The 26928-nt window shown below is 51.0% G+C and carries 24 protein-coding genes; 11 read left to right on the top strand and 13 right to left on the bottom strand.

Annotated elements, in window-relative coordinates:
• Positions 1–12: 12 nt before the first annotated feature.
• The 12 genes from DEV76_RS21650 to tgt form a co-directional block, all read right to left on the bottom strand.
• Positions 13–1371 carry a glucosaminidase domain-containing protein gene (locus tag DEV76_RS21650; RefSeq protein ID WP_109700031.1) on the bottom strand — a complete coding sequence of 453 codons (1359 nt, stop codon included), beginning with the start codon at positions 1369–1371 and terminating at the stop codon, positions 13–15.
• A 26-nt stretch (positions 1372–1397) separates the two neighbouring features.
• A complete protein-coding gene (locus DEV76_RS21645) occupies positions 1398–2039 on the bottom strand; it encodes an O-methyltransferase (RefSeq protein ID WP_109700030.1) in 642 nt (213 codons plus the stop codon).
• A 245-nt stretch (positions 2040–2284) separates the two neighbouring features.
• Positions 2285–2983, bottom strand: coding sequence for an LOG family protein (locus DEV76_RS21640; protein WP_109700029.1), 699 nt, complete (start codon positions 2981–2983; stop codon positions 2285–2287).
• 38 nt (positions 2984–3021) lie between these two features.
• Positions 3022–4512 carry a sodium:solute symporter gene (locus DEV76_RS21635; protein ID WP_198652160.1) on the bottom strand — a complete coding sequence of 497 codons (1491 nt, stop codon included), beginning with the start codon at positions 4510–4512 and terminating at the stop codon, positions 3022–3024.
• Between the two features lie 120 nt (positions 4513–4632).
• Positions 4633–5754 (bottom strand): TIGR03364 family FAD-dependent oxidoreductase, encoded by a 1122-nt coding sequence (locus tag DEV76_RS21630; RefSeq protein WP_109700028.1) that lies wholly within the window; start codon positions 5752–5754, stop codon positions 4633–4635.
• A gap of 61 nt (positions 5755–5815) precedes the next feature.
• The gene (locus tag DEV76_RS21625; RefSeq protein ID WP_157963031.1) at positions 5816–6388 is read right to left on the bottom strand and encodes a hypothetical protein; all 573 of its coding nucleotides are present in this window, start codon (positions 6386–6388) and stop codon (positions 5816–5818) included.
• 70 nt (positions 6389–6458) lie between these two features.
• Positions 6459–7472: a PorP/SprF family type IX secretion system membrane protein gene (locus tag DEV76_RS21620; RefSeq protein ID WP_109700026.1), complete on the bottom strand. Its 1014-nt coding sequence runs from the start codon at positions 7470–7472 to the stop codon at positions 6459–6461.
• 6 nt (positions 7473–7478) lie between these two features.
• Positions 7479–11165: a DUF7948 domain-containing protein gene (locus DEV76_RS21615; protein WP_198652159.1), complete on the bottom strand. Its 3687-nt coding sequence runs from the start codon at positions 11163–11165 to the stop codon at positions 7479–7481.
• Between the two features lie 195 nt (positions 11166–11360).
• Entirely contained in the window at positions 11361–13472 is a 2112-nt protein-coding gene (recG, locus tag DEV76_RS21610; protein WP_109700024.1) for an ATP-dependent DNA helicase RecG, read from the bottom strand.
• Between the two features lie 119 nt (positions 13473–13591).
• Positions 13592–14917 (bottom strand): citrate (Si)-synthase, eukaryotic, encoded by a 1326-nt coding sequence (locus DEV76_RS21605; RefSeq protein ID WP_109700023.1) that lies wholly within the window; start codon positions 14915–14917, stop codon positions 13592–13594.
• A gap of 133 nt (positions 14918–15050) precedes the next feature.
• A complete protein-coding gene (locus DEV76_RS21600) occupies positions 15051–16130 on the bottom strand; it encodes an LptF/LptG family permease (protein ID WP_109700022.1) in 1080 nt (359 codons plus the stop codon).
• Between the two features lie 100 nt (positions 16131–16230).
• Positions 16231–17358: a tRNA guanosine(34) transglycosylase Tgt gene (tgt, locus tag DEV76_RS21595; protein ID WP_109700105.1), complete on the bottom strand. Its 1128-nt coding sequence runs from the start codon at positions 17356–17358 to the stop codon at positions 16231–16233.
• A gap of 292 nt (positions 17359–17650) precedes the next feature.
• Here tgt and DEV76_RS21590 point away from each other — a divergent pair, with 292 nt between their 5' ends.
• The 3 genes from DEV76_RS21590 (at position 17651) to rsmG (ending at position 19989) form a co-directional block, all read left to right on the top strand.
• Positions 17651–18112 carry a contact-dependent growth inhibition system immunity protein gene (locus DEV76_RS21590; protein WP_109700021.1) on the top strand — a complete coding sequence of 154 codons (462 nt, stop codon included), beginning with the start codon at positions 17651–17653 and terminating at the stop codon, positions 18110–18112.
• Between the two features lie 118 nt (positions 18113–18230).
• On the top strand, positions 18231–19370 hold the full coding sequence (locus DEV76_RS21585) for a glycosyltransferase (RefSeq protein ID WP_109700020.1): 1140 nt from the start codon (positions 18231–18233) through the stop codon (positions 19368–19370).
• Between the two features lies 1 nt (position 19371).
• Positions 19372–19989 (top strand): 16S rRNA (guanine(527)-N(7))-methyltransferase RsmG, encoded by a 618-nt coding sequence (gene rsmG, locus DEV76_RS21580; protein ID WP_232827016.1) that lies wholly within the window; start codon positions 19372–19374, stop codon positions 19987–19989.
• Here rsmG and DEV76_RS21575 read toward each other — a convergent pair whose 3' ends face one another.
• The gene (locus DEV76_RS21575; RefSeq protein WP_109700018.1) at positions 19990–20892 is read right to left on the bottom strand and encodes a cation diffusion facilitator family transporter; all 903 of its coding nucleotides are present in this window, start codon (positions 20890–20892) and stop codon (positions 19990–19992) included.
• A 107-nt stretch (positions 20893–20999) separates the two neighbouring features.
• Here DEV76_RS21575 and DEV76_RS21570 point away from each other — a divergent pair, with 107 nt between their 5' ends.
• The 8 genes from DEV76_RS21570 to DEV76_RS21535 all read left to right on the top strand — a co-directional run bounded on the left by DEV76_RS21570 (position 21000) and on the right by DEV76_RS21535 (position 26856).
• Positions 21000–21560 (top strand): RNA polymerase sigma factor, encoded by a 561-nt coding sequence (locus DEV76_RS21570; RefSeq protein WP_109700104.1) that lies wholly within the window; start codon positions 21000–21002, stop codon positions 21558–21560.
• 2 nt (positions 21561–21562) lie between these two features.
• Positions 21563–21937 carry a hypothetical protein gene (locus tag DEV76_RS21565; protein WP_198652157.1) on the top strand — a complete coding sequence of 125 codons (375 nt, stop codon included), beginning with the start codon at positions 21563–21565 and terminating at the stop codon, positions 21935–21937.
• A 26-nt stretch (positions 21938–21963) separates the two neighbouring features.
• On the top strand, positions 21964–22203 hold the full coding sequence (locus tag DEV76_RS21560) for a hypothetical protein (RefSeq protein WP_109700017.1): 240 nt from the start codon (positions 21964–21966) through the stop codon (positions 22201–22203).
• 13 nt (positions 22204–22216) lie between these two features.
• On the top strand, positions 22217–22777 hold the full coding sequence (locus DEV76_RS21555; RefSeq protein WP_109700016.1) for a DinB family protein: 561 nt from the start codon (positions 22217–22219) through the stop codon (positions 22775–22777).
• Between the two features lie 90 nt (positions 22778–22867).
• Positions 22868–23437 (top strand): RNA polymerase sigma-70 factor, encoded by a 570-nt coding sequence (locus tag DEV76_RS21550; protein ID WP_109700015.1) that lies wholly within the window; start codon positions 22868–22870, stop codon positions 23435–23437.
• Positions 23438–23461: 24 nt separating this feature from the next.
• Positions 23462–24436, top strand: coding sequence for a FecR family protein (locus tag DEV76_RS21545; RefSeq protein ID WP_109700014.1), 975 nt, complete (start codon positions 23462–23464; stop codon positions 24434–24436).
• Positions 24423–25772: a hypothetical protein gene (locus DEV76_RS21540; RefSeq protein WP_109700013.1), complete on the top strand. Its 1350-nt coding sequence runs from the start codon at positions 24423–24425 to the stop codon at positions 25770–25772. The genes DEV76_RS21545 and DEV76_RS21540 overlap by 14 nt, the downstream gene beginning before the upstream one ends.
• Positions 25773–25842: 70 nt before the next feature.
• Positions 25843–26856, top strand: a complete 1014-nt coding sequence (locus tag DEV76_RS21535; protein ID WP_109700012.1) for a radical SAM/SPASM domain-containing protein — start codon at positions 25843–25845, stop codon at positions 26854–26856.
• Positions 26857–26928: the final 72 nt, after the last annotated feature.

Here is a 26928-nt window from a genome sequence, read left to right as displayed (position 1 = left end):
GCGGTTTTACGTTTACTTTTTCACAATCAGTTGCTGGCCTATTTTGATTCCATTGTCGGCCAGGGTGTTCCATTCCTGCAGCTGGGCCACAGTGCAGCCGTAGCGGCGGGAGATGCTGTAGAGCGTTTCCTTTTCGCCTACGATATGGTATTGTTCACGGGAGCTGGTTTGTGCGCCCGCTTTCTTCAGATCTTCGATCATGCCGGGGGGCAATGCTGAGGGGGCTTTTTCCGGAGCAGGAGGCGGAGTGGCCGGCCTGTTTTCTGCAACGGGTGCCTGGGCGGAAGCTTTCTCTATTTCCTTTTTGATGTCCCGGATGATCTCACGGGGCTTCAGATCCTGATGCTCATCTACTACTGCCACGGTGTTACTGCCGAGGCGTGGCTTGGCGGATGCATAACCATCGAGTGCGATGCGCTCCCCTGCGGCAGGCTGTTCGCCTTCATCCAGTTTATTCCTGCGGCGGAGCCAGCGGAGCTGAACCCCTTCGGCCTGTGCGATGTCATGCAAAGATTCGCCGGGAGCCACAATGTGGAAATCGTTGGCGCCCCGTTTGCTTTTACCCTGCAGGAAGATGACCATATCTTTTTCAAGGGGAACATCGGAAGTGAGGTCGTTATACTTCAGCAAAGAACTTAAACGGATATCTTTCGAAGCCGCCACCTGTATGAGGGCGGTTCCCTGTTTAACAAAGATGGCTTTGCGATTGTTGATGCGGAACTCCGAGCCTTCGGGATACTTCTTTGCAGGCGCGGCGGCGGGTACCACAGGGCGGTTTGCAGCAGGCTGCTGTGTGGGTGCATAAGTACCGGGATCACCGGCAAACACATCATTGGTGCGGATTTCCCCTTTGCCCATGGCAATGTCGCTATACTGCTGGAGCTGGTACGTTTCAATGATCTGGATAAGCTGTTGAGGGTAGGTACGGCTGGTGGCGTAGCCTGCGGTTTTCAGTCCGTATGCCCATGCCTTGTAATCGTTAGGATTCAGGTCGAACAGGAAGCGGTAACGGGGATTATTGCGGAGGAACTCGGAGTGATCTTTCCAGGATTCCTGTGGAGAACCGTATTTGCGGAAGCATTCCCCACGGGCATCATCATCATAGGCTACCGATGGGCCGGTCCAGTTATTTTTACATTTGATACCGAAGTGGTTGTGACTGTTCTGCACCAGCCATCCGTTGCCGGATTGTGTTTCTAGGATGCCCTGGGCAAGTTTGATGGAAGCGGGAACGCCGGAGCGGCGCATTTCTTCCATGGCTATGACTTTATAAGTGTCAATGTACTGTTGGGTGCTGATGTTCTGTGCGGTGCTTTTAATGGCTCCGCCAAGCAGCAAACAGATTGCCAGGCAGTATGACTTCAATTGCATTATATGTCGAATTTAATGGGTCCTGGTTATTTCTTACGGATGAGCATTACGCCATCGCGCAGGGTGAGCAATAATGTTTCCGCGCGGTCGTCGGCTACTGCTTTTTCCACAAAGCGGATCATAGCTTTTGCGTTATTGCTCTGTTCTGATTCGTTCAATACCACTTCTCCATGATACAGCACGTTATCGGCCAGTATCATGCCTCCCGTTCTCAGCTTCTCCCACACCATGTCATAATACATTCCATATCCTGCCTTGTCGGCATCAATAAATATGAGATCAAAAGTTTCGTTGAGTTCAGGGATGATGTTAGCTGCTTTGCCGATGTGCTGGGTGATCTTATCAGTAAGACCGGCTTCCGCGATGTAGCGGGCAGCCATATCTTCCAGCTCTTCGTTTACATCAATGGTGTGCAGCATGCCTCCGGCTTCGAGGCCCTGCGCGAGGCAGATGGCGGAATATCCGGTGTAAGTACCAATTTCGAGAATACGGCGTGGCCGCATCATGTGACTTACCATCGATAAAAAAGTACCCTGAACATGGCCGCTTAGCATGTGCGGCTGGTCTGCCTTCAGGTAAGTTTCCCTGTGCAGGCGATACAGCAAATCCCCTTCCGGACTGGTGTACTTCTCTGCAAACGCCTGAATATCCCCGGGTATTACCTCCATGCAGTACTTTTTTTTGCAAACCTAAGCAATTATCAAGTAAATGCGATATATGTGAAGGACTGAAAATAAATCGAGCCTGATAGTAATACCAGGCTCTTTACCCCATGTTAACCATTAAAGACACAACTATTGACCATATATACAATGTGTTTAACGGTCCATATTAGGCTGTGACTTTATAAATATATATGCAATTTCAAGATGATGCATAAATATATTTCATGTGTATATAACTTAATGATAATCTAAAAATTGGGCCTCAGTTTGTTGGTAGTATAGAATACGCGGAAGTATTCCACTACTTCATCGGCAGTATCAAAAACCTTGAGGAGGTTGAGATCTTCGGGGTGGATGTTGCTTTCTTTTTTCATCATCACGGTGTCGATCCATTCGAGGAGGCCGCCCCAATATTCACTGCCTACAAGCACCAGCGGGGTCTCCGTCATCTTCTTGGTCTGGATGAGGGTGGCTACTTCAAAGAATTCATCCATGGTACCGAAGCCACCGGGCATCATCACAAAGCCCTGGGAGTATTTGGTGAACATTACTTTGCGTACGAAGAAGTAATCGAAGTTGAGGCTTTTATCCCGGTCGAGGTAAGGGTTGGCATATTGTTCGTGCGGCAGTGTAATGTTGAGGCCTACACTCATACCATTGGCCAGTTGCGCGCCTTTATTGGCTGCCTCCATAATACCGGGGCCACCACCGGAGATAATACCAAAACCATCTTCCGCAAGCCTTCTTGCAATTTCACAAGCCAGCTCGTAATAATTATTGCCGGTGCGTGTACGCGCCGATCCGAAAATAGAAATACAGGGACCAATTTTTGCCAGTGCTTCAAATCCTTCCACGAATTCGGCCATGATCTTAAATATCTGCCAGCTGGAATGCGCCTTTGTTTCCGTCCAGTCGCGCATTTTCAAATTCTTTAACGAATCATTCATCTGCTATGCGTTTTGGTAATATTGTAATCTACACTTTTTTACTGCAATGCGGGCAGGGCGTTCCCCTTCCGGGAAAACATCCATAATCCAATATACGTAAACAAGCCGTTTACGATCAGCAATTCGTTCCCGAATTTATATCCGCCTAACCACGCTTCGGAATTTTGCTTCAGGAAGAAACATAATACCGGCGCTATCAAACATACGATGAGTGAGCCGTAATCAAGGATGGGCCGCTTGTTCAGGATACCAAATGCAAACAGTCCAAGCATAGGCCCGTAGGTGATAGTAGCCAGGAAGAGTACCGAATCAATAATGGCATCGTTGTTAAACTCCCTGAACAGCAATATGGTTCCCAGCAGCGCCACGGCACATGCTATATGGATGATGTTCTTAATTCTTTTACGGCGTGCATCGATCCCTTCGGTGGGGTACCCCAGCATATCGATATACACGGAAGTGGTGAGTGTGGTAAGCACACTGTCTGCACTGGAGAACGTTGCGGCCGTTAAACCTACAATGAAAATGATGGATGCAAAAGTACCAAGGTGCTGCAGTGCCAGCAGCGGGAACACCTGGTCTGTAGCCAGTCCGCCATCAATCTTCAATGGTGCGGGAATGTTATTCGAATGCAGGTATTGGTAAAGTAAAATACCCAGGCTCAGGAAAAACACGTTTACTACCAGCTGCATTATGCTGAAGGAATAAATATTCTTTTGTGCTTCTTTCAGGGAACGGCAGCTGAGGTTCTTCTGCATCATATTCTGATCAAGCCCGGTCATGGTTACCGCAATCATCATCCCGCCGAAGAACTCTTTAGGGAAGAAGTTACTGGCCTTCCAGTCCCAGAAAAAGGTTTTGGAATGAGGGCTGTTTACCACATTGGTAACCAGGTCACCGATGCCCCAGTTCAGATCGCGGCAGATCACTATAATGGTAAGTATTACGGCCAGGAGCAGGAAGGTAGACTGCATGGCATCCGTCCACACCAGCGTCTTGATCCCTCCGCGGTAAGTGTATACCAGCATCAGAATGATCATGATCGAAACCGACAATGCAAAGGGGATATGATAATAATCGAATACAAAAAGCTGTAATACCCCTGCTACGAGGAAGAGCCTGGCTGCTGCGCCCACGAGGCGGGAGAGGATGAAAAACATCGCTCCCGTTTTCTGTGTTACCGGCCCGAAGCGCTGCTGCAGGTAGGTATAAATAGAGGTGAGGTTGCGGTTATAATACAGCGGCAGCAATACCGTGGCAATTACCACATACCCCAATATATACCCCAGGATGGTTTGCAGATAAGAAAACGACGCCACTTCCACCTTACCGGGTACGGAAATAAACGTAACACCCGAAAGGGAGTCACTGATCATCCCGATGGCCACGAGGTACCAGACGGAATTCCGGTTACCGATAAAGTACGACTGCTCATCCGCCTTACGGGTGGTGATGTACGATACCAGCAGTAACAGGATAAAATAGCATGCTATGAAAAGGACGAAAATGCCCGGTGATATTGGCGACATGGAGATAAACATGGATTTAAACCACTAAAAATAGGGTTTTCCGCATAAAAACGCATAAAAACGCATAAAAAAAGGGCGGCTCGACAGCCGCCCACCTTCGTTATACACAAATACGGGTAATTATTGCAATGCAATTACGTCCCGGGCAAGGCCGAAAGACAGGGTCATGCCTGCTCCTCCGAGGCCGTTTACGATGGTAACACCCGGTTCCGGATGCAGTACCAGATCGTGCCCGCCATTAGTCAGTTTGGGATATATGCCATGCCAGCGTTCCTGGATATCCAGTGCCGGCGCATACAGGAATGTATTGATATATTGGAGAATGAGGTCGGAGATGCGCTCTTTGTCGAAGGGGTCCACTTCCCAGCCATACTCATGGGAATCTCCGAGGGAAAGCTCCCCTGCCCCATTCTGGGTTACCATGAGGTGGATGCCATAGCGCACGTATTCCGGCAGGGTTTCCTCCACACGCTTTTTAACGGCTGCCAGTCCGGGGCAGTGTGCAAAGGAAGCGTAATGTAACATGGACATGCCGGTTACCAGTGCGGGGCCCAGCTTCCAGCCATCAGGCTGGGGAACGGTGCGGAGCATCTGAAGCTTGCAGCGGGTAAGGGGTGCTGCCGCAAATACTTCGGGATAGAGCGTTTCAAAATCATACCCGCTGCACACATATACGTTATCTACTTTCCACTTTTCGTCTTTCGTTTCAATGTGGGGCAGCTGAATGCCATTCACGGGTGTTCCGAAACGGAAGGTAACGCCGTGGGTGCTTTCCAGCCACGCTGCAAGGCGGGCACAGGCTTCGCGGGGATTAAGCGACATTTCGAGGGGGCTCCAGAGTGCGGCTTTTAATCCTTCGGGGCGGAAAGCACTGCTGCGGCTGCGTGCTGCATCCGGTGTAAGTATCTCACAGGTGATGCCCGTACTGCCGGCAAACTCTTCCAATACCCCTGTTTCATCGGCATGATATGCAAGGAGGAGCGAGCCATTCTCTTCACAGGGCAGTCCGGATTCCCGTGCTATCTGCTGCCAGGTGGCACGGCCGTACATAGCCCGCTCATAAATATGGCCGGGCTTCTGCCCCAGCGTCCATACGAGGCCGAAGTTGCGGAAGGAAGCTCCCACTGCACGTGGGTTACGCTCGAATACGACCACCTTCTTCCCTTTCAGGGCGAGGTGATATGCCGTGGCCAGGCCTACAATGCCTGCGCCTATAACTGCGGTATCTGCTTGCTGGTGCATGCAACAAATATAGCAGTATTTATAAATAAATGTTTAGTAATTCTTAACTCTTAACAGAGAATTAAAACCCGAAGTTTCCTCCTACGGAAAATACGGGGCGGTTTCGGTAAGGAGAATTATTATCCTGCAGTACATCATACAGGAGCATGATTACGAAGGAAGAGTTGCCCCCGATGGGTTGTGCATAACCGCCGCCAAGGAGCAGGCTGGGCGCGCCATAGCGTTCCTTAAACGTCCGGCGGGGATCATCGTAGATCTGCCGTTTCAGGCTGATGGAATTATATTCGGGCTGGGCTTGTACAAAGAGGAAATCCAGCGGGTAATACCGGCCCCAGATACCGCCACCGAGGATGGAGAAGTTATCTTTCCGCTCAAACCCATCGATGTCGCGGTACTTCTCCCAGGTAAACTGGGCGTTGATATTGATACCGGCGGCGAATTTAGGGCTGAAGCGGTAGCCGATCATGGGGGAAATGTTCAGCAGGGAGTAGTTTCCAAAAGCAAAACCGAAGTTACCGCCTGCCATCAGTTTAGAAGGATCGAAACCACGGGCGGTATCTACTCTGTATGGCGTCTGTGAAAATGCGGCCTGCATCGTTAGCAGGAAGGTTACCACCAAACAAATCCGTTTCATATGCGCTATTTTATTACTCGGCTAAATTATCGGATTTTTCCCGACAGCCGTTCACATTACCCTGTTTTTATCAGAAAGAAGGACAAAGGGTTGTCCGTTTGGAGAAGCTGCGGTTAGGATAAAGCCCGATGTATAACAAACTAAGCTCGTATGCGCCCTGCCGTTTGTTGGCGGCAGAAAGTGCACTGGTAGTAACATCGTAGTTAAACATCAGCCTGAAATTAGCCACCTGGTACCCAACGAGTAATGCCGCAGCATCCTTCAGTCGGTAATAGGCGCCTCCGAATAACTGCTGGTGCCCGTCGCCCGAGAGGTTATAGGCTGCATACGCCCCTACCATGGTTTCGCTGACATTGGCCTGCCGGGAGTAATACGCGCTGGGGTTGAGGATTACCTTATCACTCATCTTGAGGCTGGCATTCAGGAACCCGATATACCGCCGCTCGATTTTGTTATTTCCGTCGTAGAACGTTTCTCGCGGGGTGTTCACATGGTGGGCGGAAAACCCGCCATTGATATAAACAAGGTCATTGGGAAAGTATGCGTAGTTCATCCCTACCTGCATATCGAGATAACCCACGGAAGCCTGTGTGAAAGGCTCCCCTGAAAACATCTGGGAATCGAAGAACTGGCCGTTCCATTGCGAGCCGAAGGTCAGCTTGCTGAGGTCTACCCGCTTATCGGCATACCCCACATTAAAACCTGCAGAAAGGAGGCTGCTCTGGCCAAGGAGCTGATGGTAGGCTACCGAGCCATAAGCCTTTGTGCTGGTGAGGTTACCATTACCTGCCACATCGCGGAGTACCATACCGCCCACGCCCACCCATCCGTAGGTAAGCCGGTCGCGCAGCAGCTGGAAGTCGCCGAAGGCAGACATGGTTTTATATGGAACAGGGATGGTAGCCCACTGGTTCCTGTAATTGATGCCGATCCTGTAGTTGCCATCGGGGATAAATCCTGTATTGGCCGGGTTGGTGGACAATGGAGAATTGAAGAACTGCGAAAAGTGCAGGTCTTGCGCAGCAGCGGGTAAAGCCGCCGCGAGGCAACAAACGAGGAAAATATGGTACACAGCTTTTCTCATAGCCCGCTATCTTAACAAAGTTACGTTTCCTGTTTTGGTGATCTTGTTTCCGTCTGTAAATTCTACATTCAATACAAAGGCATATGCATCCATTGGCTGTACGGTACCGTTAAAGCGGCCGTCCCATCCAAGGCGCTGGTCGTTAGACTGGAACATGAGCCTGCCCCAGCGGTTGAATACTTTCATGTCGTATTTAACTATGCCGAATCCTTTAATCTCCCACTTCTCGTTGATACCGTCTCCATTCGGGGAGAAGGCGGTGGGTACATCATATAATGGATTCACAATGGCGGATACCTCCTGGCAAACCGTATCCTGGCAGCCGAAATCCGTATAGGCCGTCAGGCAAACTTCATATATGCCGGAGCGGAGGTACTGGTGTACGGGATTGGGATCATTAGATGTGTTACCATCCCCGAAATCCCAATGATAACGCACCGCATTCTGCGATTCGTTCGTGAATGTGGTAGGCGTATTTTCTACCGGCTTGTTAGGCAGGAACGAATATGCTGCTGTGGGGCCGGGCATTACGGTGATCCAGCCCGTAGTATCATCACGCAGGTTACAGGTATTGGGATCAAACGCCCGGAGGGTTACCAGGTACCGGCCCGGTTGGGTGTAGGTATGCGTTGGGTAGATGTCTCTGTTAATGGGGCTTCCATCTCCGAAATCCCATTCAAAGGTCACGCCTCCTTTGGAGATATTATCGAACTGTGCGGTGAACGGTGCGCAGGAGCTGTCCTGCACATTGAATAACGCAACCACATTGGCAGCAACGCGCAATTGAATTACCTGCTCATCCGGTGCATTACAATAGTTGGTATCTATCAGTCTCAACCGTACATTATAAATACCTTCTGTTGCGTAATTATGCTGTACAGGGCCGAGGCCTGCTCTGCGCAAAGGTGTGTTATCTCCAAAGTCCCAAACGAAAGAAGTATCGGTAAATGGTTTGCCGGCAGGCGCAACGGAAGTATTTACAAACTCATACGCCAATGCCTGGCAGGGATCGAGCCTGCGGTGAGTTAACGCTACGCGGGCTTCATCGTTCCTTACCCGGATATTGATAAATGCAGTATCGTAAACATTACAGCTGGCAGGGTCAAATTTCACTAACCGTACCCGGTAATCCCCCACGTTCTGGTAGGTATGCTGCATGGTAGGACTGGTATTGGATATCTCCGGCGAGCCGTCTCCAAAGTTCCAGATCCACTGCTGCGCGTTTACATTGGTAGTATCGATGAAAGTGATATTGGCCGGGGCGCAATAGTTCCGTCTTCTCTCCTGCGTGGTAAAACCTGCTCTTACCCCATCGAGGTTGAACGCGATTTTAAGGGCGCCCAGGTTACAGTAGGTGGTCATACCCGTGTAGTAGGAGCCCGGAGTTGTGGGGAAGCGTACCCTAACCGGATCCAGCTGGCAGGAAGCGCAGATGGCCTGATAAATCACCCCATTACGGTCGAAGCGGCTGGTACCGCCATCTACGTGTTCGGCCAAACCGTTTCCTCCGTAATACGTACCGTATAATATGCCGAGCGCGTCGCGCTTCATGACGAAGAAATAGAAATCGCTGGCATCCGTACGGGACTGTCTTGCATCAGCCGTAATGGGCAGCCCCCGCGTACCGGAGTTATTGAAGTTCGAGTTCAGTCTTCCACCCCAACCAGACACATACACGTTCTGGCAACGGTCTACCAGGAATGCCACGGGGGAAATACTGGGAGAAGGATCGGCTTTACCGAATGTGGTGGAATAAATGATATTAGACAGATCAGGCCGGAGCTTCGTGATAAACTGCCGGGAATTGTCGTTATAGAAAGTAGCAGTACCGGCAGGCTGGCGGATGGGCCAGTTACCTTCCGTGGTACCCATTACATATACATCATTGTTGCGGTCGAGCTGAATACCATATACCTGGTCGGCCTTGCTGTTATCGGACCCCAGGAAGGTAGAATGCAGGATGCTGGAGCCGTCTGCAGCAATATGGGTAATGTACCCGTCGCATGCGCCGCCACGGTAACCGCCATACACGCCTCCCCGGGTGGGGAAGTTGCCACTGGCGGTACCACCGGCCACATATACGGAGTTACCTCCGTTCACTGCCAGAACATATGCAGCATCTGCCTGGTCGCCACCGAGATAGGTTGCCCAAAGCACGCGATCTACGTTAGGAGCGATCTTGATTACCACTGCATCCTGCCGGCCACCTGCATAGGCTGGCTGAAACACGCCTGGTGTAGTGGGGAAGTCCTGCGACTGGGAGGAGCTTGCCACGTAAACGTTCCCGTTTCCGTCGAGCACTACTTCGCTGCGGGCATCGTCTCCATAGTTACGGAGGAGGCCGTCGATCGCAGAAGCTTTCCCTGCCTGCATATTGGCGCCATCAATACCGGTACCGCCAATGCGGAGGGATCCTATGATGGCCGTAGCGTTCGCATTAAACTTGGTAACTACGATATCTTCACCACCACAAGGGCCTACTGTGGTAGCCGGATAGCTACCCCCGGAATTGGTTCTCCCGGAAACTACGAGGTTGCCTGCGCCGTCTACAAACAGGGAATGGGGTTGCTCATCGCCACCACCACCCAGGTAGGTGCTGTACAAGATTCGGCTGCCTGTTGCATTGAATTTAGTAATACCGATATCTATCCGGCCGCCGTTAAACGAGTTGTCATAAGCACCTACAGAAGTGGGGTAATCCACATTCCATACAATACCGCCGCCATAGAAATTACCGGCGTCGTCGTAAGTAGCGGTAAAGCCCCAGTTATCCGGGCGTGAGCCTGTAAGGGTGGCAAATACCACTACCGGATCGATCACCAGCGGGTACTGTGCATCGTACCTGCCGGAAACACGGAAGGAAACGGTGCTGCCTTTGAGCTGATAATCAACGTTTACTTTTTTCCGCTGGTTATTAACGAACTGGTAAGCGTATGGCTGCAGCTCCACGATCTCTCCCACGCTGGTCTGGACATGGAGGTTACCTTTTTTGAGGAACACGGCTTTGGCACCGGAATATTCCAGTTGAATATTGGAGGGGTTGGCACCCGGACGAACGATGAAGTCGTACTTCATCTGCCCGCTTTCGGAATACACCTGGAGGTCGATGTTATTGTATAAGTTTTCGTACTGGACGTTCGTGTAGGCAGCAAGGCCTGATTTCCAGCGGGCAGGGTCGTTGCCGATAAAGTAATTGATGTTTTCCTGAGTGGGTTTAGAGGGGAGCAGTACGGGGTTCTTATTGGCCTGGAGGAATGTGATCTCGTAGGCATGGCCCCGGATCTTGCCGGGAACGTATCCGTCGTTACCTCCGCCACCGGGTTTGGAGTCTGTAGTTCCCGGACTGGCAATATCTTTCGGCTTGTATTTACCGCCATCGGGGTTATAGATGGGTCCGCCTTTCCCGGTATCAGTTTTCATCCCATGCCGGGCAAGATCTTCCCGGTCGAGGTCTCCGGGATGCAGCAGCATCATACGGATGGCGTTCTTTTTAAGGAAGATGCCAACACCACCGAGGTTAGCCCGGTAGAGGAAGCTTCCATCCCACTGCCCTTTGTTTTCCACGAACTCAATCGCAGTTGTCATGCCACTGTGTGAATGGCCATGATCCTGCGATAGAACGGGTGAGGCGAGTATCACCAGTATTACGATCTGCAGCAGACTGAAAATTCCGATAGGGCGAGTAGATTTCAAGACGGTATAACTTTTTAAGATTGTCCCTGTAAAACTAGTACACATTAATAACGGACGGGAGCAGTAAAATGTTACGGTCCGGGATTTGGTTGGCGACCGGCAGTGGACGGTTCACAATAAGGTATCAGGCGGGCTCAACTTTTCAAAAACAAACCATCCCTGCCGGTCATTCCATCATGAACAACGTAAAAGTGATCAGGATATTTTACTCCATGCGGATTTTGACCGTTGGGTGGCGAGAAAGTCGTGCAGGGGCTGATTTTCCGGGGCAGTCAGGTCGGGATCGTCTGACAGGATTTTCTCGGCTACATCACGGGCAGCGATTAACATGGTTCGGTCCTGCACAATATCTGCCAGTTTAAGATCGAGGAGCCCGCTTTGCCGGGTACCCTCGATATCTCCGGGGCCCCTAAGCTCCATATCCTTCTCAGATATCACGAATCCATCATTGGTTTGCACCATTACCTTCACCCGCTCCTGCGAATCCTTGCCTATCTTGTTACCTGTCATCAGGATGCAGTAGCTCTGCTCTGCTCCCCGGCCTACGCGCCCACGCAGCTGGTGTAACTGCGACAGCCCGAAGCGTTCCGTACTTTCAATGACCATCACGGAGGCGTTGGGTACATTTACGCCTACTTCAATTACCGTGGTGGCCACCATGATCTGGGTATCGCCCGTAACAAAGCGGTGCATGTTGGCTTCCTTGAGCTCCTGCGCCATTTTGCCATGCACCATGCTGATATAATATTTGGGTTCCGGGAAAAAGGCCTTTACTTCTTCGTATCCTTTGGTCAGATTTTCGAAATCCAGGGAAGCGGATTCTTCAATCAGCGGATATACGATATAGGCCTGCCGCCCTTTTCTCACTTCATCTTTAATAAAATCCATTACCTGCGGCCGCTGGTATTCTGTACGGTGCACCGTGGTGATGGGCTTACGGCCGGGCGGCATCTCGTCGATGACGGATACATCAAGGTCGCCGTAAACGGTCATAGCCAGTGTACGGGGAATGGGGGTGGCCGTCATGACAAGGATATGGGGAGGGGTTTCGCTTTTCTCCCATAGCCGTGCCCGTTGCGCCACGCCGAAGCGGTGCTGCTCATCCACAATAGCCATTCCGATGCGCTTGAACTGTACTTCCTTTTCGAGAAGGGCATGTGTGCCGATGAGGATATTGATTTCCCCGGCAGCCGTAGCGGCGAGGATCTCCTTACGGGCTTTGCCCTTGATGTTGCCGGTAAGCAGGGCAACGGTAACGGGCATATCTTTCAGCTGCTCGGATATGCCTTTATAATGCTGCTGTGCAAGGATTTCCGTAGGTGCCATCAGGCATCCCTGAAAGCCATTATCTATCGCGATAAGCAATGAAAGCAGGGCTACCATGGTTTTCCCGCTTCCCACATCCCCCTGCACAAGCCGGTTCATCTGGCGGCCGGTGGTGGTATCTTTCCGGATCTCTTTCAGGACACGCTTTTGCGCACCGGTAAGCGGGAACGGAAGATGCTCGTTGTAGAAAGTATTGAAAACATCGCCTACGGCATTGAATATGAAGCCCTGGCTGTTTTTATGCCGGCGGATCTTCAGGCGGCAGATGCGGATCTGGGCAATGAAGAGTTCTTCAAACTTCAGCCTGCGCTGGGCCTGCTTCGCTTCTTCTTCATTAGCGGGCAGATGTATTTTGAAATAAGCCTGTCCGCGTGGCATAAGCCGGTAGGTTTGCAAAACGGAGTGGGGTATATTCTCACGGATCTCACTGAGAGACAGCTGCTCCAGCAGGTTGCGGCTTAGCTTACCGATGGCTTTGGCGGTAAGGCCACGGGCTTTTAGTTTTTCCGTGGTGTAATAAACGGGTTCCAGCGTCTGTTTACCATCGGCAATTTCTTCTGTTAGCAGATCCATTTCCGGATGGGAAATCTGCAACTTTCCGTTGAACTGCGATACGCGGCCGTATACGAGATACTGAACGTTTTCGCGGAGCGATTTCTCCATCCATTGCCAGCCCTGAAACCATACCAGTTCCATGCGGCTCGTTTCATCCTGGAAGGTGGCCACGAGGCGTTTGGAGCGCTTCTCCCCCACTACTTCCATCTGAACAATTTTCCCGCGGATCTGCACAAATTCTTCCATACCGCTCAGGTGGCGGATCTTATCGATACGTGTGCGGTCGATATACCGGAAAGGATAATATTCCAGCAGGTCGCGGAAGGTGTGGAGATTGATCTCTTTACGCAGCAGCTCACCCCGCTGAGGGCCTACGCCCTTCAGGTATTCTATCGGATTGTTTAATATGGATGCTATGAAACTCAAGCGCTAAAAACGATGGTACGAAGTACGGCAATTTCGAAGGAAAAGGCAAACGGCAGGTATTATGAAAAAGCCCGGAAGCAGTGCTTCCGGGCTTGTATCTTGGGTTGAAACCTACCGGATTATTCGGCGGAGGCTTCTACTTTACCTTCAACAAACATTTTCATCCATTCGGAAGTCACGGATTTCGGACGTTCGATGGAGAGGCTGAGGGCACGGTCCCAGCAGAGGGAAGCCAGTACGCCCAGGGCGCGGGAAACACCGAAGAGTACGGTATAGAATTCATACTCCTGCAGGCCGTAATGTAACAGCAGGGCACCAGAGTGTGCGTCTACGTTAGGCCAGGGGTTTTTCACCTTACCCAGCTCACCGAGGATGCCGGGAACGGTATCGTATACTCTCCAAACGATCTGTACCAGCTCATCATCGGGCAGGTGTTTCTTCGCAAATTCCATCTGCGCAGTGAAGCGGGGATCGGTTTTGCGGAGAACGGCATGGCCGTAACCGGGCACTACTTTACCGTCTGCAAGGGTTTTACGCACGAAAGCATCAATCTGCTCTTTAGTGGGCACACCACCTCCGAGTTCTTCACGCATATCGAGGATCCATTTGATCACTTCCTGGTTAGCCAGGCCGTGGAGGGGACCGGCAAGACCATTCATACCGGCAGCAAACGACAGGTAAGCATCGCTGAGAGCGGAGCCTACGAGGTGTGTGGTATGGGCGCTCACGTTACCGCCTTCGTGGTCGGCATGGATCACCATGTATAAACGCATCAGCTCTTTAAATCCTTCATCCTCGTAGCCGAGCATGTGAGAGAAGTTGGCTGCCCAGTCGAGCATGCCATCGGGCTGAATATGCTGGTCGTTTTTGTATTTGCGGCGGTAGATATAAGCGGCTACACGGGGCAGGCGCGCAATGAGGTTCAGGGTATCCTCATACATATAGCTCCAGTATTCTTTCTTGTTCATGCCTTCGGCATAAGCTTTAGCGAATACGGATTCTGTCTGGAGAGCCATTACACCAACGGTGAACATGGTCATCGGGTGAGTATGGAGAGGGAGCGCGTTGATAGCGTCAAACACGTGGTTGGGTACGTGAGAGCGGCGGCCAAGCACACTGCTGAGGTTTTGAACGTCAGCTTCAGTCGGCAGTTCACCGATGAGCATGAGGTAAAAAAGACCTTCCGGGAGTGGTTCTGCACCTCCGGGGGCTTTAGGGAGATGTTCCCGCAGTTCGGGAATGGAATATCCGCGGAAACGGATACCTTCATTTGCATCCAGCAGGGAGGTTTCTGTTACCAGCCCTGTAATGCCACGCATGCCCTGGTAAACCTGGGCCACCGTAACATCTTCTACTTTCTTTGTTCCATGATTCTTGAGCAGGTCCTTAACCTCTGCGCCCAGTTCATCTGCCTTTGCCTTGAATTTCTCTTTTATATAACTCATTTTCCCACAATGATTTAGAAAAATTAACGTAATCGATCAATGAACAAAAGTAATGATTAATCATAAAAATACCTGCCTTTTAAGACAGATTTAACGGATATTTTCCGGTTTTGGCCCAAAATGGTCAGCCGGGTTACTTGGGCGCCCTTAAATAGAGATAAAAGGCCAGTCCTGCGAAAACAAAGTTGGGAATCCATGCCGCCAGCAGAGGGTCGAGGTCGGCCTTTGTGGCAAATACAGTGGAGAACTGCATGAAAAGGATATACGTTGCACTGATTACGATCCCTATGGCCAGGTGAAGCCCGCTGCCACCACGTACTTTCCGGCTGGAAAGGATGGCACCGATCAGCACGAGGATAATTACAGCCACAGCAGCAGATGTTCTCCGGTATTTTTCTACATAGTAAACGTTCAGCCCTTCCGCACCCCGCAGTTCTTCCATGGCCAGGTACTTATTCAGCTCCGGCGTGGTCATCGCTTCCTGCTTATTCTTCACCTCTATCAGTTCCGAGGGGTCAAGCGCCATCTTCAGGCTGGTGTCAGACTTCGTGGTCACCGATTCCTTCATCCCGTTAATATGCCGCTCGGTGACAGATTCCAGTTTCCACTTCTTAGTGGTGGAATCATAGGTAACACGGTCGGCCCGGAGGGTATATATCAGCTTCTGTCCGTCTATCCGGTTGAGGATAAAATCGGACCCGTTTTTATAATTGGGATCGTAGTAACCAAAGGTGATATAGGTAGTGGTATCTACCCGCATCGATTTATTCTCCAGCGCTTTGTGCTCTTTGGGCGCGCTTACGTATTTAGCTTCGAAGGTGGTGCGGATGCGGTTGGCCTTGGGGACTACCCACTGGTTGGCTGCCCACAGGATAGTGCCGAACAGGATGGCTCCTACCCAGTAAGGGCGTAAAAAACGCCGGAAGCTCATACCTGCACTGAGCATGGCCACAATTTCCGTACGGTAAGCCATCTTGGAAGTGAAGAAGATCACCGAAATGAAGATGAACAGCGGGAACAGTAACGCAGCAATGTGGGGGATAAAGCCAATGTAATAGTTCATGAATACGAACCCGAAAGAGAGGTCGTGCTCCAGAAAGTCGTCGATCTTCTCCGTGATGTCAATCACCACGGAAATGACCAGCAGCACCATGAGGGAATAGATAAAGGTACCGATGAACTTGCGTAATATATACCAGTCGAGCTTCTTCATATGGATTTTTCGGAACGGCTGCGCCGTCAGGTTGCAAAGCTAGCATTCCGGCTGAAATGCAAATGCAATATATCGTATGGTGATCAATTTTAACATACTGTTACAGCCTTGTCTTTAACTGCGGCACCATTTTGCGCTTCCATTCCCCGTAGGTACCGGCCAGTATCTGCTGGCGGGCTACTTTCACCAGGTCGAGATAAAACGCCAGGTTATGGATGCTGGCCAGTGTAAGTGCCAGGAATTCCCCTGCCACAAAGAGGTGGCGCAGGTAAGCGCGGGTATATTGCTGACTGGCGAAACAGGGTGTTTTTGCATCGATGGGAGAAAAATCATCGGCCCATTTCTTATTCTTGATATTCACCACACCATCCCATGTAAACAGCATCCCGTTGCGGCCATTGCGGGTGGGCATTACGCAATCGAACATATCGATGCCCAGTTCAATATTGTTCAGGATATTCCAGGGGGTGCCCACACCCATGAGGTAACGGGGCTTTTCTACCGGCAGTATTTCCGTAACAATGCCGCACATCTCATACATATCTTCTTCAGGCTCTCCCACACTCAGCCCGCCAATGGCGTTACCGGCACAATTACGGCTGGCAATGGCTTCTGCGGAGGCACGGCGGAGGTCTTTATACGTGCTGCCCTGTACGATGGGGAAGAGCGTTTGCTCATGCCCGTATATGGGATCCGTTTCTGCAAGGCGGCGGATACAGCGGTCGAGCCACCGGTGGGTAAGCTCCATACTGCGTTTGGCATATCCGTATTCACTGGGGTACGGCGGACATTCATCAAAGGCCATAATGATATCGGCCCCGATATTCCGCTGGATATCCATTACATTTTCGGGGGTAAACAGGTGGCGCGATCCATCGATATGGCTTTGAAATACCACCCCTTCTTCCTTGATTTTGCGGTTGGCAGCGAGGGAAAATACCTGGTACCCGCCGGAGTCGGTGAGGATGGGACGCTCCCAGCCATTGAAGCGGTGGAGCCCCCCGGCTTTACGGAGTACTTCCATACCCGGGCGCAGGTAGAGGTGATAAGTGTTGCCAAGGATGATCTGCGCATTGATATCGCTGCGCAGCTGCTCCTGGGTAACGGCCTTCACCGAACCAACGGTGCCCACGGGCATGAAAATAGGCGTTTCAATAACGCCGTGGTCCGTTGTAATAACCCCGGCCCGTGCGCCGGAAGGGTCTGTATTGATCAGTTTAAAATCCAAAGCCTCGCTGTTTTTTTCAGGGTGCAAAGGTATTGAAATTCGGGGAATGGGCAGGCATCCATCCTTCATCAATCCTCCATCCAACCTTCTTCCATCCTCCATCCAACCTCCATCAAACCCTTGTTGTTGCTGGACATGGATGGAGGATCGATGGAGGATGGCAGCAGGATGTCAGCAGGTCCTGCAAAAGGCAGGTGGAGCTTACACCCGTCATAACTGGTTAACAGACAATGAAAAAGATGTCTTACCCCTTTACAAGGATAGTCCTTACATTTGCTTTTTTCAGGTAAATATGAAAATTGAAGAGAACAGGTCGCTGGCACAGCTGGAAGGCAAAAACCACGACTGCCCCAACACCGATATGGAATCCGGCACCGTTAGCCGGTGGCGTGAACTATACCCGCGGCCACTTTCGGAATATGAACCGGGCGATATCCGGTTCATGATAGGCCAGCAAACCGGCTGCCTGTACCTGGTACCCCTGGCGCTGCGCATCCTGTCAGATAATATGCTCCTCGAAACCGATTATTATCCCGGCGATCTCCTCAAGGCCGTACTTACCATTCCGCCCGGCTTCTGGGCAGCACACCCCCTCCTGCTGGCAGACGCACGCAGGGTACTGGCCAGGGAACGCCCCCAGATGGAAGCGCCCAGGGAATATTCTCCAACCGGTAAAAATGTGAATAAAGTGTATGAGGCCTTCTTTACCGGCGATCTTCCACCGGCTCATGATCCGGGTAGCGATCTGCTTTAAAGGAGTTTCCACAGGTACCGGAAAAAGAAATAATCCCGGTTTTCCCCCAAACTGCGGATTATATTAATTTTTTCCACAACATTACATAGATAAATAAAAACATATATTTTTGACCCTTATGTCAGATAATCTGGGCTTAATCTTTTTCTATTCATTCGCCGCGATTGCGGGTATACAGGTGTTGTACTACCTGGTTTTCTTCTCCCGCGTAGCTTTTTACAAGCGCAGGTTCGACCTCGACCAGCCGCCGGCCGAGGATATGTCGGTTATCATCTGCGCCAAGAACGAGGAAAGGAGCCTTCCCATGAACCTCCCCACCGTTCTCCAGCAGCGATACCAGGTACATGGCGAACCCTCGTATGAAGTGATTGTGGTGAACGATAATTCGGAGGACGACTCCAAGTATTACCTCGCTTCTATCGAAAACGGCTATCCGCACTACCGCCATATCGAGATCAAGCAGGCTGCTAAATTCATTCCCGGTAAGAAATATCCATTGTCGATAGGTATCAAAGGTGCCAAGTTTGAAACACTGGCCTTAACGGATGCGGATTGCAAACCCGGCAGTATTCACTGGCTTACCATGATGTCTCAGGGTTTCACGGAAGGCAAGGAAATTGTGTTAGGATACGGCCCTTACTACAAAAAGCCCGGCTTCCTGAATAAGGTTATCCGTTACGAAACCTGGTTCAGCGCCCTGCAATACCTTTCTTTCGCCCTTTCCGGCATGCCTTATATGGGTGTGGGCCGTAACCTGGCGTATAAGAAAGATCTCTTTTTCCGGCATAAAGGCTTCACCGCCCACCAGCATATTGCTTCCGGTGACGATGATCTTTTCGTGAACCGGGCAGCCAATAGTAAAAATACGGCTGTGGTGATCGACAAAATGGCTTTTGCATATTCGGAGCCTAAACGTAAATGGAAGCACTGGTTCGGGCAAAAAACACGGCATATGTCCACCGGGCGTTACTATAAAACAGGGCATAAGTTCGTGCTGGGGCTCTTTTCCCTCACGCACTTCCTCTTCTACCCCGCCCTTGCACTGGCATTGTTTTACACGCCTATGCTCTACTTCACGCTGGGCATCCTGGGGCTGCGTATCGTAGTGCAGACCGTGATCTCCGGCTTTGCCCTTAAAACGCTGGATGAGCGCGACCTGTTCTGGTATGTGTGGCTGATGGACATTCTCATGTTCCTATATTATGTTATCTTCACGCCCGCATTGTTCTTCGCGAAAGGAAGAAGCAAGTGGAAATAGCATGGATCAGATTTTACAGTATTTCAGTGAATTTACTCCCCAACAGCTGGAACAGTTCCGGCTGCTGGGACCTTTATACCAGGAGTGGAACGAGAAGATAAACGTGATCTCCCGGAAAGATATTGACTCCCTGTACGAGAAGCACGTACTGCACTCCCTGGCTATTGCAGCCGTAGTGGATATTCCCGCCGGTTACCAGGTGGTGGATTTAGGTACAGGCGGGGGCTTCCCCGGTATACCGCTGGCTATTTTCTTTCCCCAGGTAAAATTCCACCTTGTAGATTCTATCGGCAAAAAGCTTAAAGTAGTCGAAGCCGTGGCGGAGGGCCTTGGCCTTCAGAACGTAACAACGCAGCACACCCGTGTTGAAGATATTAAGAACCGCAAGTTCGACCTGGTGGTTTCCCGCGCAGTGGCGCCCCTGAAAGACCTCTGGCACTGGAGTAAACCACTCATTAAAAAACCCTCCGGCGGTGGCCCTACCGGCCTTGTCTGCCTTAAAGGGGGCGATCTGGCGGCCGAGATCAGCGAAAGTGGCGTACGTCCCAAAATGGTTCCTGTTTACAAACTCTTCCCGCAGGACTTCTTCCAGGAAAAATACGTGATAGCGGTACAGTAATCAGAACCCGACATCTTCGTCGGCATGGTTATATTCCGTTTCCAGCGTGGCATGTATAATGCTGAATGATTCGAGCATATGCTTGAGGTCGTGCTTCACCCGTGTAACTTCATCTCCCGAAAGCGCCGGCGCTATGGTTACATGCGCCGTGAGTGCATTTTCTGTAGTGCTTACCGCCCAGATGTGGACATGATGCAGATCCACCACACCGGGAATTCCCCTGGCTTTCTCCTGCACCGCCTCTACCGTAATGCCTCCCGGAACACCGTCCATCGAAAGGCGGAGGCTGTCTGTCATCAGTCCCCAGGTGCTGTAAACGATTACGACCATTACTACGATGCTCACTGCGGCATCCAGCCAGTACCAGTGGGTATATAACATAAGTAACCCTGCCACTACGGTACCCAGCGAAACGAGGGCGTCGGCCACCAGGTGGAGGTAAGCACCCTTGATATTCAGGTCTTTATCTTTATCTTTCAGAAAGAGCAGTGCGGAAACTGTGTTTACGGCGATACCAACCCCGGCTACTACGGCCACCGTTCCACCCTGAAGCGGTACAGGGTTTTGCAACCGGCGAACAGCCTCGTACCCGATAGCCCCCACTGCCACGAGGAGGATGACGGCATTTAATAATGAGATAAGGATGGTACTTTTTCGGTAGCCATACGTATACCTTGAGCTGGGCGGGATCCGTGCAAGGCGGAAAGCGACCATAGACAGGCCAAGGCTGGCTACATCACTGAGGTTGTGACCGGCGTCGGAAAGCAGGGCTAGAGAGCCTGTTGCAATACCTGCGGCGGCCTCCACAGTTACGAATAACAGATTGAGGCCTATGCCGATAAGGAAGGCGCGGTTGAGCTGGCCGGTAACCGGGAGGGGGGAATGGGCGTGGTCGTGCATCATCTAAAATTACAAGGTCCTTTAAAAAAAGTTCGGAAAACCTACAATATGCGGCCGCGATGTTCGTCTTTAACCATAAGATGAACGAGTGGCTCTCCATAAAAAAACCAATGGCCCTGGAACAAAACGAGCGCATACAGCGTACGGTAGAAAAAGAACGCCAACGGCTGCTGCAATTCATCCGCAAGCGGGTGGATGACAGTGCCGATGCGGAAGATATTCTGCAGGACGTGCTGTTCCAGTTCACCCAGTACATCCGCGGAGGCTCACCCATTGAATCGCTGACAGGCTGGCTCTTTGCCGTGGCGCGTAACCGTATAACAGACTGGTTCAGGAAAAAGAAAGAAGACCGCTTCTCCGACCATGCCCTCGAAGGCGCAGATGGAGACGGCCCCCTTTACCTGTCAGACATACTGGCTGATGCGGATTCCAAAACGGACGTTCCCATGCTCAGGAAATTCATGTCGGAAGCGATCACGGAAGCCATTGATGAACTGCCGGAAGACCAGCGCTTTGTGTTTCTGCAGCATGAAGTGGAAGGCAGGCCTTTTAAAGAAATCGCGGAACTGACGGGCGTGCCTGTAAACACGCTGCTGTCCCGTAAAAGATACGCCGTGCTTTACCTCCGGGAAAGGCTCGTGCAATTGTACAACGAATTGAAAAACGCATAAAGATGAAGCATATGAAACGTTATACCGGATTAAAAATAGCAGGGTTTATTGCCCTTGGGGTTGGCTTCGTTACCCTACTCGGCTTCGGCATCATGATGCTCTGGAACTGGCTGATTCCCGAATTATTCAATGGCCCGGTCATCAATTTCTGGCAGGCACTCGGCCTATTCATTCTTTCCAAGCTCCTGTTTGGCGGCTTCCCGAAAGATCATGATAAAGGAGGATGGAAGAAAAGAAAATGGGAACGCATGCAGGCGAAAATGGAACACATGTCTCCCGAAGAAAAAGAAAAACTGAAAAGTCATTTCGACCGTTGCGGCTGGGGTAAAAGATGGCAGCCGGAAGAAGGACAAACTACCGAACGGCAACCCGAATAACCATTACTTTCCTAAAACCCGACTATATGCAACGCCATCTCACTCCCACATTAGCCCGTATTGGCATCTTCAGGACCAATATCGGAACCATGCATGCCCGAAAACGTGTTATCAGCGCAATTTGTAATACCTTTGAAGTAGCGTCCTGCAACGTGGACATTGAGGATTGCGACAAGGTACTCCGCGTCGTAGACATGAGGGTTGACGAACGATCCATCATACAATTCGTTCAGCAGCAGGGCTTTGAATGTGAAGTGTTAGAATGAAACCCAACCTATTATGCAGCAACCTGATATCCAGCAACTCCTAGATAAAAGTTTTACCGATTTTTCTGAATTCATCGGCGGCTTGTCCGATCACCGTTTTATCGTTTCCCCTGAAGGCAAATGGTCGGCCGGGCAGCAGCTCGATCATCTTATCCGCAGTGCAAAGCCTGTAAACAAGGCCATGAGCATGCCCCGCTTCTTCCTCCGCTGGTTTGGCAAACCGGCAAAACCTTCCCGCAGTTTTGAAGAGATCCGGGATGCATACCGCCAGCTCCTGAAGCATGGTGCCACCTCTACCCGGCCCTACGTACCTCCGGTAACGGAAGCCGATCAGCGGCATACCCTGCTCAAACAGTTTGAGGCACAGAAAGCAAAGATGATCAGCCTCACCGGGCAATGGACCGAAGAAGAACTCGACCGCTACCAGCTCCCCCACCCGCTGCTTGGTAAACTTACCACCCGCGAGGTACTGTATTTCACCATTTACCACAATTACCACCACCTCCATACCCTCCAGCTTCGGGAAAAACCCGAGCAACCCTGGCCCAGCCAGCTGGAAAGAGTCCTTTTCTAAAAAAAATTTCTCCTTCAGTAGGGGTAAATTCCCCTTAGCGTGTTTTACTTTGTGAAGACCGGCCCGGAATGAAGGTGCCGCAGACGAACATTGGACAGCAACGGAAAGAAATACCTGACTTCGAACTTTCAACACGTTTTTCATACCTGGTATGGAAAACTGCATCGTTATGCCTATACGATGCTGAAAGATCAGGACGAAGCCAGTGATGCTATTCAGGCTGTTTTTTCCCGGCTCTGGGAAAAGATGGATGAACTGGAAAGCGGGGAAGAACTCGGCCCTTATCTGTACCGTGCCGTTCATAATCATTGCCTTAACCGCATCCGGAAAGAAGGCAATGGGAGAAAGTATGCGGAATGGCTGGCACATAGCAGTAAAGGATCGTCTGCCAACGATGCCGGTGGTAAACTGGCAACTGCGGAACTGAGCGCACGGATCGGAGAAGCACTTGACTCCCTGCCTCCTCAATGCCGATTGATCTTTACACTTAGCCGGGAACAGGGAAAGAAATATGCGGAAATCGCAGAAACACTCTCCCTTTCCGTAAAAACCGTGGAAACACAAATGAGCAAAGCACTCCGCATCCTGCGTGAAAAACTCGCGGATTACCTGGCACTGGGAGGAGCTGTATTTTTGTATATCGATAAATTGTTATCTTAAATCCCGGTTGAATACTAACTGTACTTGAGCCATCAGCAACATATCACCATTACCGACGAGCTGCTCGTTAAATTCCTGGCCGGAGAGGCGGGGCCAGACGAGGCTATGGCCATTGGCGAATGGCTGGAAGTACCCGCCAACGCAGTAGCTTTCCGACAGCTGCAGGATACCTGGGAAGCATCGGGCCCCGGCCAGTCTTATCAGGCTCCCAACGTTCCTGAAGAATGGAACCGCTGGCAACAATCCCAACAGTCTCCCCGCGTAGTACGCAGCATCTGGCTGCGGTGGGTGGCAGCCGCAGCATTAGTATTGCTGGCAGGCAGTGCATGGCTCCTCTTCCGGGAAGGCACTCATCCGGCAGATAAGACCACTATTGTTTTCGAAGCTGCCTCTACCAGCAGGGATCATACTTTGCCGGATGGCTCCCTGGCAACACTTCCACCCCACTCCAAATTATCCTGGTCGCAGACCACTGATGGAAGCCGTACCGCCACACTTTCCGGCAACGGAGCTTTCTCCGTGAAAGCTGATCCGGAACACCCTTTCATCGTTTATGCCAATCCCCTCATCATCCGTGTACTGGGCACTGCTTTCGAAATAAAGCGGTACCACGACAGTATTACGGTAGATGTCAGCGAAGGCGCTGTAATGGCAATCGGGAAACAGGACAGTACTTTGCTGAAAGCAGGGATGCATGCCGTCTATTACCCGGCAACACATCGTTTTGCACAAAATCAACAACATTCACCTGGTGTAATACCATCGAAAACAGTCTTCGAGTTTAACGACACCCCGCTCGGAGAAGCAATCAGGGTTATCTCTGCGGCCTACGGAGTACCCGTGGAGCTGGATAACCCCGCCCTGGCCAGCTGCCGCATCAACACCTCATTTAACGATAAACCGCTGGATTACGTGCTGACTGTGATCACAGAATCCCTGCGGCTGGAATATCGCAAAGCCCACGATACTGTCTACATTTATGGAAATGCGTGCGAATAAGAAATGTATACAGTGGTGGCCGCTGATATTTCTCCTGTGTGCCATACGGCTCCCGGCACAGGATGCACTGCGCAAAAGAATTTCGCTGCCTTCCACACAGCTCAGTGCGAACGACCTTCGGAAAGAGATCTCCCGGCAAACAGGGCTTCAGTTCTCTTTTGGCTCTAACACCTTCAGGCCCGGCCAGCAGATCAGGCTGCAGAAAAAAGACTGGCTTGCCAGAGAACTGCTGGACATGATGAAAGCGCAGTTGCAGACGGATTACAAAGTTTACCAGGACCACGTCATCTTTACTGCTTCCCGTAAAAAGCCGGTTGTTACCGAACAAATAAAACCCACGGAAAAATCATCCGGGGAAAGAAATGCAGGCAGGCAAACCACGAACGGCAATCAGCGTGCCCCTGTCAATGTAAAGAACAGTATCTCCCCTACAACGGTCAAAGGATCTTCTTCTGCGCAGGCAGATAAACCTGCAACTACCGGCCCTGCCAACACATCTTCCCAACAAAATACTACAGCCGGAGAAGTGCTACCCACAGGAAAATCCTCCCCTTCCGGCAACGGGCAAACGAAGGCAGATCACAATCAACCGGCTAACCGGGAATCTTCCGGTACTCCTTCCCATAATCTTCCGGAAGAAACCCGCCCGGTACGAACGATTGTACAGGACGAGCACCTTCGGCAGAAGGCTTACCGGAATCGAATTGAAGCCATATCTGGTGGGCGACTGGCATCCACATCTCCCCCAACATATCGTAGTCCCCTGGAGCAGCGGGGCTTTGCAGGTAACCGGGGCATCTTCACCCGATATACAACTGTTGGTGTGGAAGTCAGCGAAACATTTCCGGGAAACGTCCTCTTTAAAGGAGGTATTCGCATGCTGCATGGTATAGTAAGTTACAGCGCCACTTCCCGGTATTCCTCCTGGCGCTTTGGAGCAGGCAGCCGCTGGAGCTTCAACGACGACTGGCATGCACAGGCTAACTTCACGACAGGGAAAATTAAAGATGCGCTTACCGCCGACTCCCTGGGAATGATCAGCAAATCAATTGAAATCACCGAAACCCTCCACCGGATAGGACTACAGGCAGAAAGAACCATTGGAAAAAGATGGGCTGTTGTAGCAGGGCTATCCTGGAATATGCTGAACCGCATCAATACCTCAGGTGGTGGCCGCCTTGGCCCCGGCGACCATGTGATCAATGATCCTATACCTGAAAGCGGCCACCGTGCCCTAAAACCGCTATACACCATATCCTCATCTTTCCATGATGGCAGTAAAACATGGAAAGACAGATGGATCGGCGCACAGGTAGGTGTATACTTCCGTTTCTGATTTTTTTTAACTCACCCATCAGGGTAAAGGCAATGCTGCGTGTATTACTTCTACAAAACACGGAGAAGCCATGTATATTTCGCTGCGCCAGCATTTCAAAAAATGGTTCTATCACAACCCCATTCTGTGGCCCTTTATCGAAACACTTCAGGGCCTCGTATATGTGGCGGATTATTTCTACTATTACCGTATGCCGGGGCATCAGAAACGCCTTAGCGTAAGGGAGATCAACATTGAATTTGCCAGCCAGTGCAACCTCCGCTGCTCCTTCTGCTCCCTCGACCATCTCAAACCCAAACAGGCTATCAGTGCAGAAACGCTGGAACTGTTCTTCTCCCAGATGCTGGCCGACAGCCGCTTCCGGAAAGTAGAAGTAATTAATCTTCATAATGGCGGGGAAATACTGCTTCATCCCAAGCGTCTGGAAATGCTTGCCATTATTGGCAAATACAAACAACAGGCACGGGCACTCCGCCTTCCATTCCCGGAAATACGTATGCTGACCAATGGCATGCTGCTGCGGGAAAAACTGGCGGAGGATATTCTACAACTCGGCGTGGTAGATGTAATAGGCCTGAGTTTCGACGGAGGCACCCCCGAATCCTTTGAAGCCATGCGCACCAATGCTATATGGCCCGTCTTCTTCCAGAACGTAAAAAACCTGCATGCAGTAAATGTTAGGATGGGCAAACCCGCCCGGATATACGGTATCACCTGCATTCCCGGAGACAAGCCGCTTCAAACGAAGTGGATGCATCCCGAATTCAGGGAGCTGTATGAAAAGCTGGATTGGTTTGAGCTGCGCCGCCTGCACAACTGGGCCGGAGAAGTGTCTACCGTTATCGCCCGTCAGAAACGTCATAAGATAGGCTGCAGCATGCTGATGAAACAGATGGTACTACTTCCCAATGGCGATATCACTGTCTGCTGCAGCGATCTCAACAGCAAAGGGGTAGTGGGTAATGTGCAGCAGCAGGACATTGTTTCCATCCTTCACTCCGAAAACCGGAAACGTTATCTCAACCTGCTTTTACGCCGCCGCAAATCGGAGCTGGATCTTTGCCGAGAATGTGAAACCTTTTAACATAACCAGAACAAACAAAAAGGCCGCAAGGGAGTAATCCCTGCGGCCTTCGTTTATTATATTCAATCAGTA

The organism is Chitinophaga deserti (genome assembly GCF_003149455.1).
Classification (GTDB): Bacteria; Bacteroidota; Bacteroidia; order Chitinophagales; family Chitinophagaceae; genus Chitinophaga; species Chitinophaga deserti.
Note: the sequence above shows the minus strand (reverse complement) of the source record. Positions and strands in the feature narration are given on the sequence as shown.

Coding starts and splice junctions, on each gene's coding strand:
- DEV76_RS21600 (WP_109700022.1), bottom strand. CDS start 16,130: ATGAAGAAGCTCGACTGGTATATATTACGCAAGTTCATCGGTACCTTT.
- DEV76_RS21565 (WP_198652157.1), top strand. CDS start 21,563: ATGAAGCATATGAAACGTTATACCGGATTAAAAATAGCAGGGTTTATT.
- DEV76_RS21620 (WP_109700026.1), bottom strand. CDS start 7,472: ATGAGAAAAGCTGTGTACCATATTTTCCTCGTTTGTTGCCTCGCGGCG.
- DEV76_RS21630 (WP_109700028.1), bottom strand. CDS start 5,754: ATGCACCAGCAAGCAGATACCGCAGTTATAGGCGCAGGCATTGTAGGC.
- DEV76_RS21635 (WP_198652160.1), bottom strand. CDS start 4,512: ATGTCGCCAATATCACCGGGCATTTTCGTCCTTTTCATAGCATGCTAT.
- rsmG (WP_232827016.1), top strand. CDS start 19,372: ATGGATCAGATTTTACAGTATTTCAGTGAATTTACTCCCCAACAGCTG.
- DEV76_RS21590 (WP_109700021.1), top strand. CDS start 17,651: ATGAAAATTGAAGAGAACAGGTCGCTGGCACAGCTGGAAGGCAAAAAC.
- DEV76_RS21540 (WP_109700013.1), top strand. CDS start 24,423: ATGCGTGCGAATAAGAAATGTATACAGTGGTGGCCGCTGATATTTCTC.
- DEV76_RS21535 (WP_109700012.1), top strand. CDS start 25,843: ATGTATATTTCGCTGCGCCAGCATTTCAAAAAATGGTTCTATCACAAC.
- DEV76_RS21605 (WP_109700023.1), bottom strand. CDS start 14,917: ATGAGTTATATAAAAGAGAAATTCAAGGCAAAGGCAGATGAACTGGGC.
- DEV76_RS21570 (WP_109700104.1), top strand. CDS start 21,000: ATGGCCCTGGAACAAAACGAGCGCATACAGCGTACGGTAGAAAAAGAA.
- DEV76_RS21560 (WP_109700017.1), top strand. CDS start 21,964: ATGCAACGCCATCTCACTCCCACATTAGCCCGTATTGGCATCTTCAGG.
- DEV76_RS21645 (WP_109700030.1), bottom strand. CDS start 2,039: ATGGAGGTAATACCCGGGGATATTCAGGCGTTTGCAGAGAAGTACACC.
- DEV76_RS21585 (WP_109700020.1), top strand. CDS start 18,231: ATGTCAGATAATCTGGGCTTAATCTTTTTCTATTCATTCGCCGCGATT.
- DEV76_RS21575 (WP_109700018.1), bottom strand. CDS start 20,892: ATGATGCACGACCACGCCCATTCCCCCCTCCCGGTTACCGGCCAGCTC.
- DEV76_RS21625 (WP_157963031.1), bottom strand. CDS start 6,388: ATGAAACGGATTTGTTTGGTGGTAACCTTCCTGCTAACGATGCAGGCC.
- DEV76_RS21650 (WP_109700031.1), bottom strand. CDS start 1,371: ATGCAATTGAAGTCATACTGCCTGGCAATCTGTTTGCTGCTTGGCGGA.
- DEV76_RS21640 (WP_109700029.1), bottom strand. CDS start 2,983: ATGAATGATTCGTTAAAGAATTTGAAAATGCGCGACTGGACGGAAACA.
- DEV76_RS21555 (WP_109700016.1), top strand. CDS start 22,217: ATGCAGCAACCTGATATCCAGCAACTCCTAGATAAAAGTTTTACCGAT.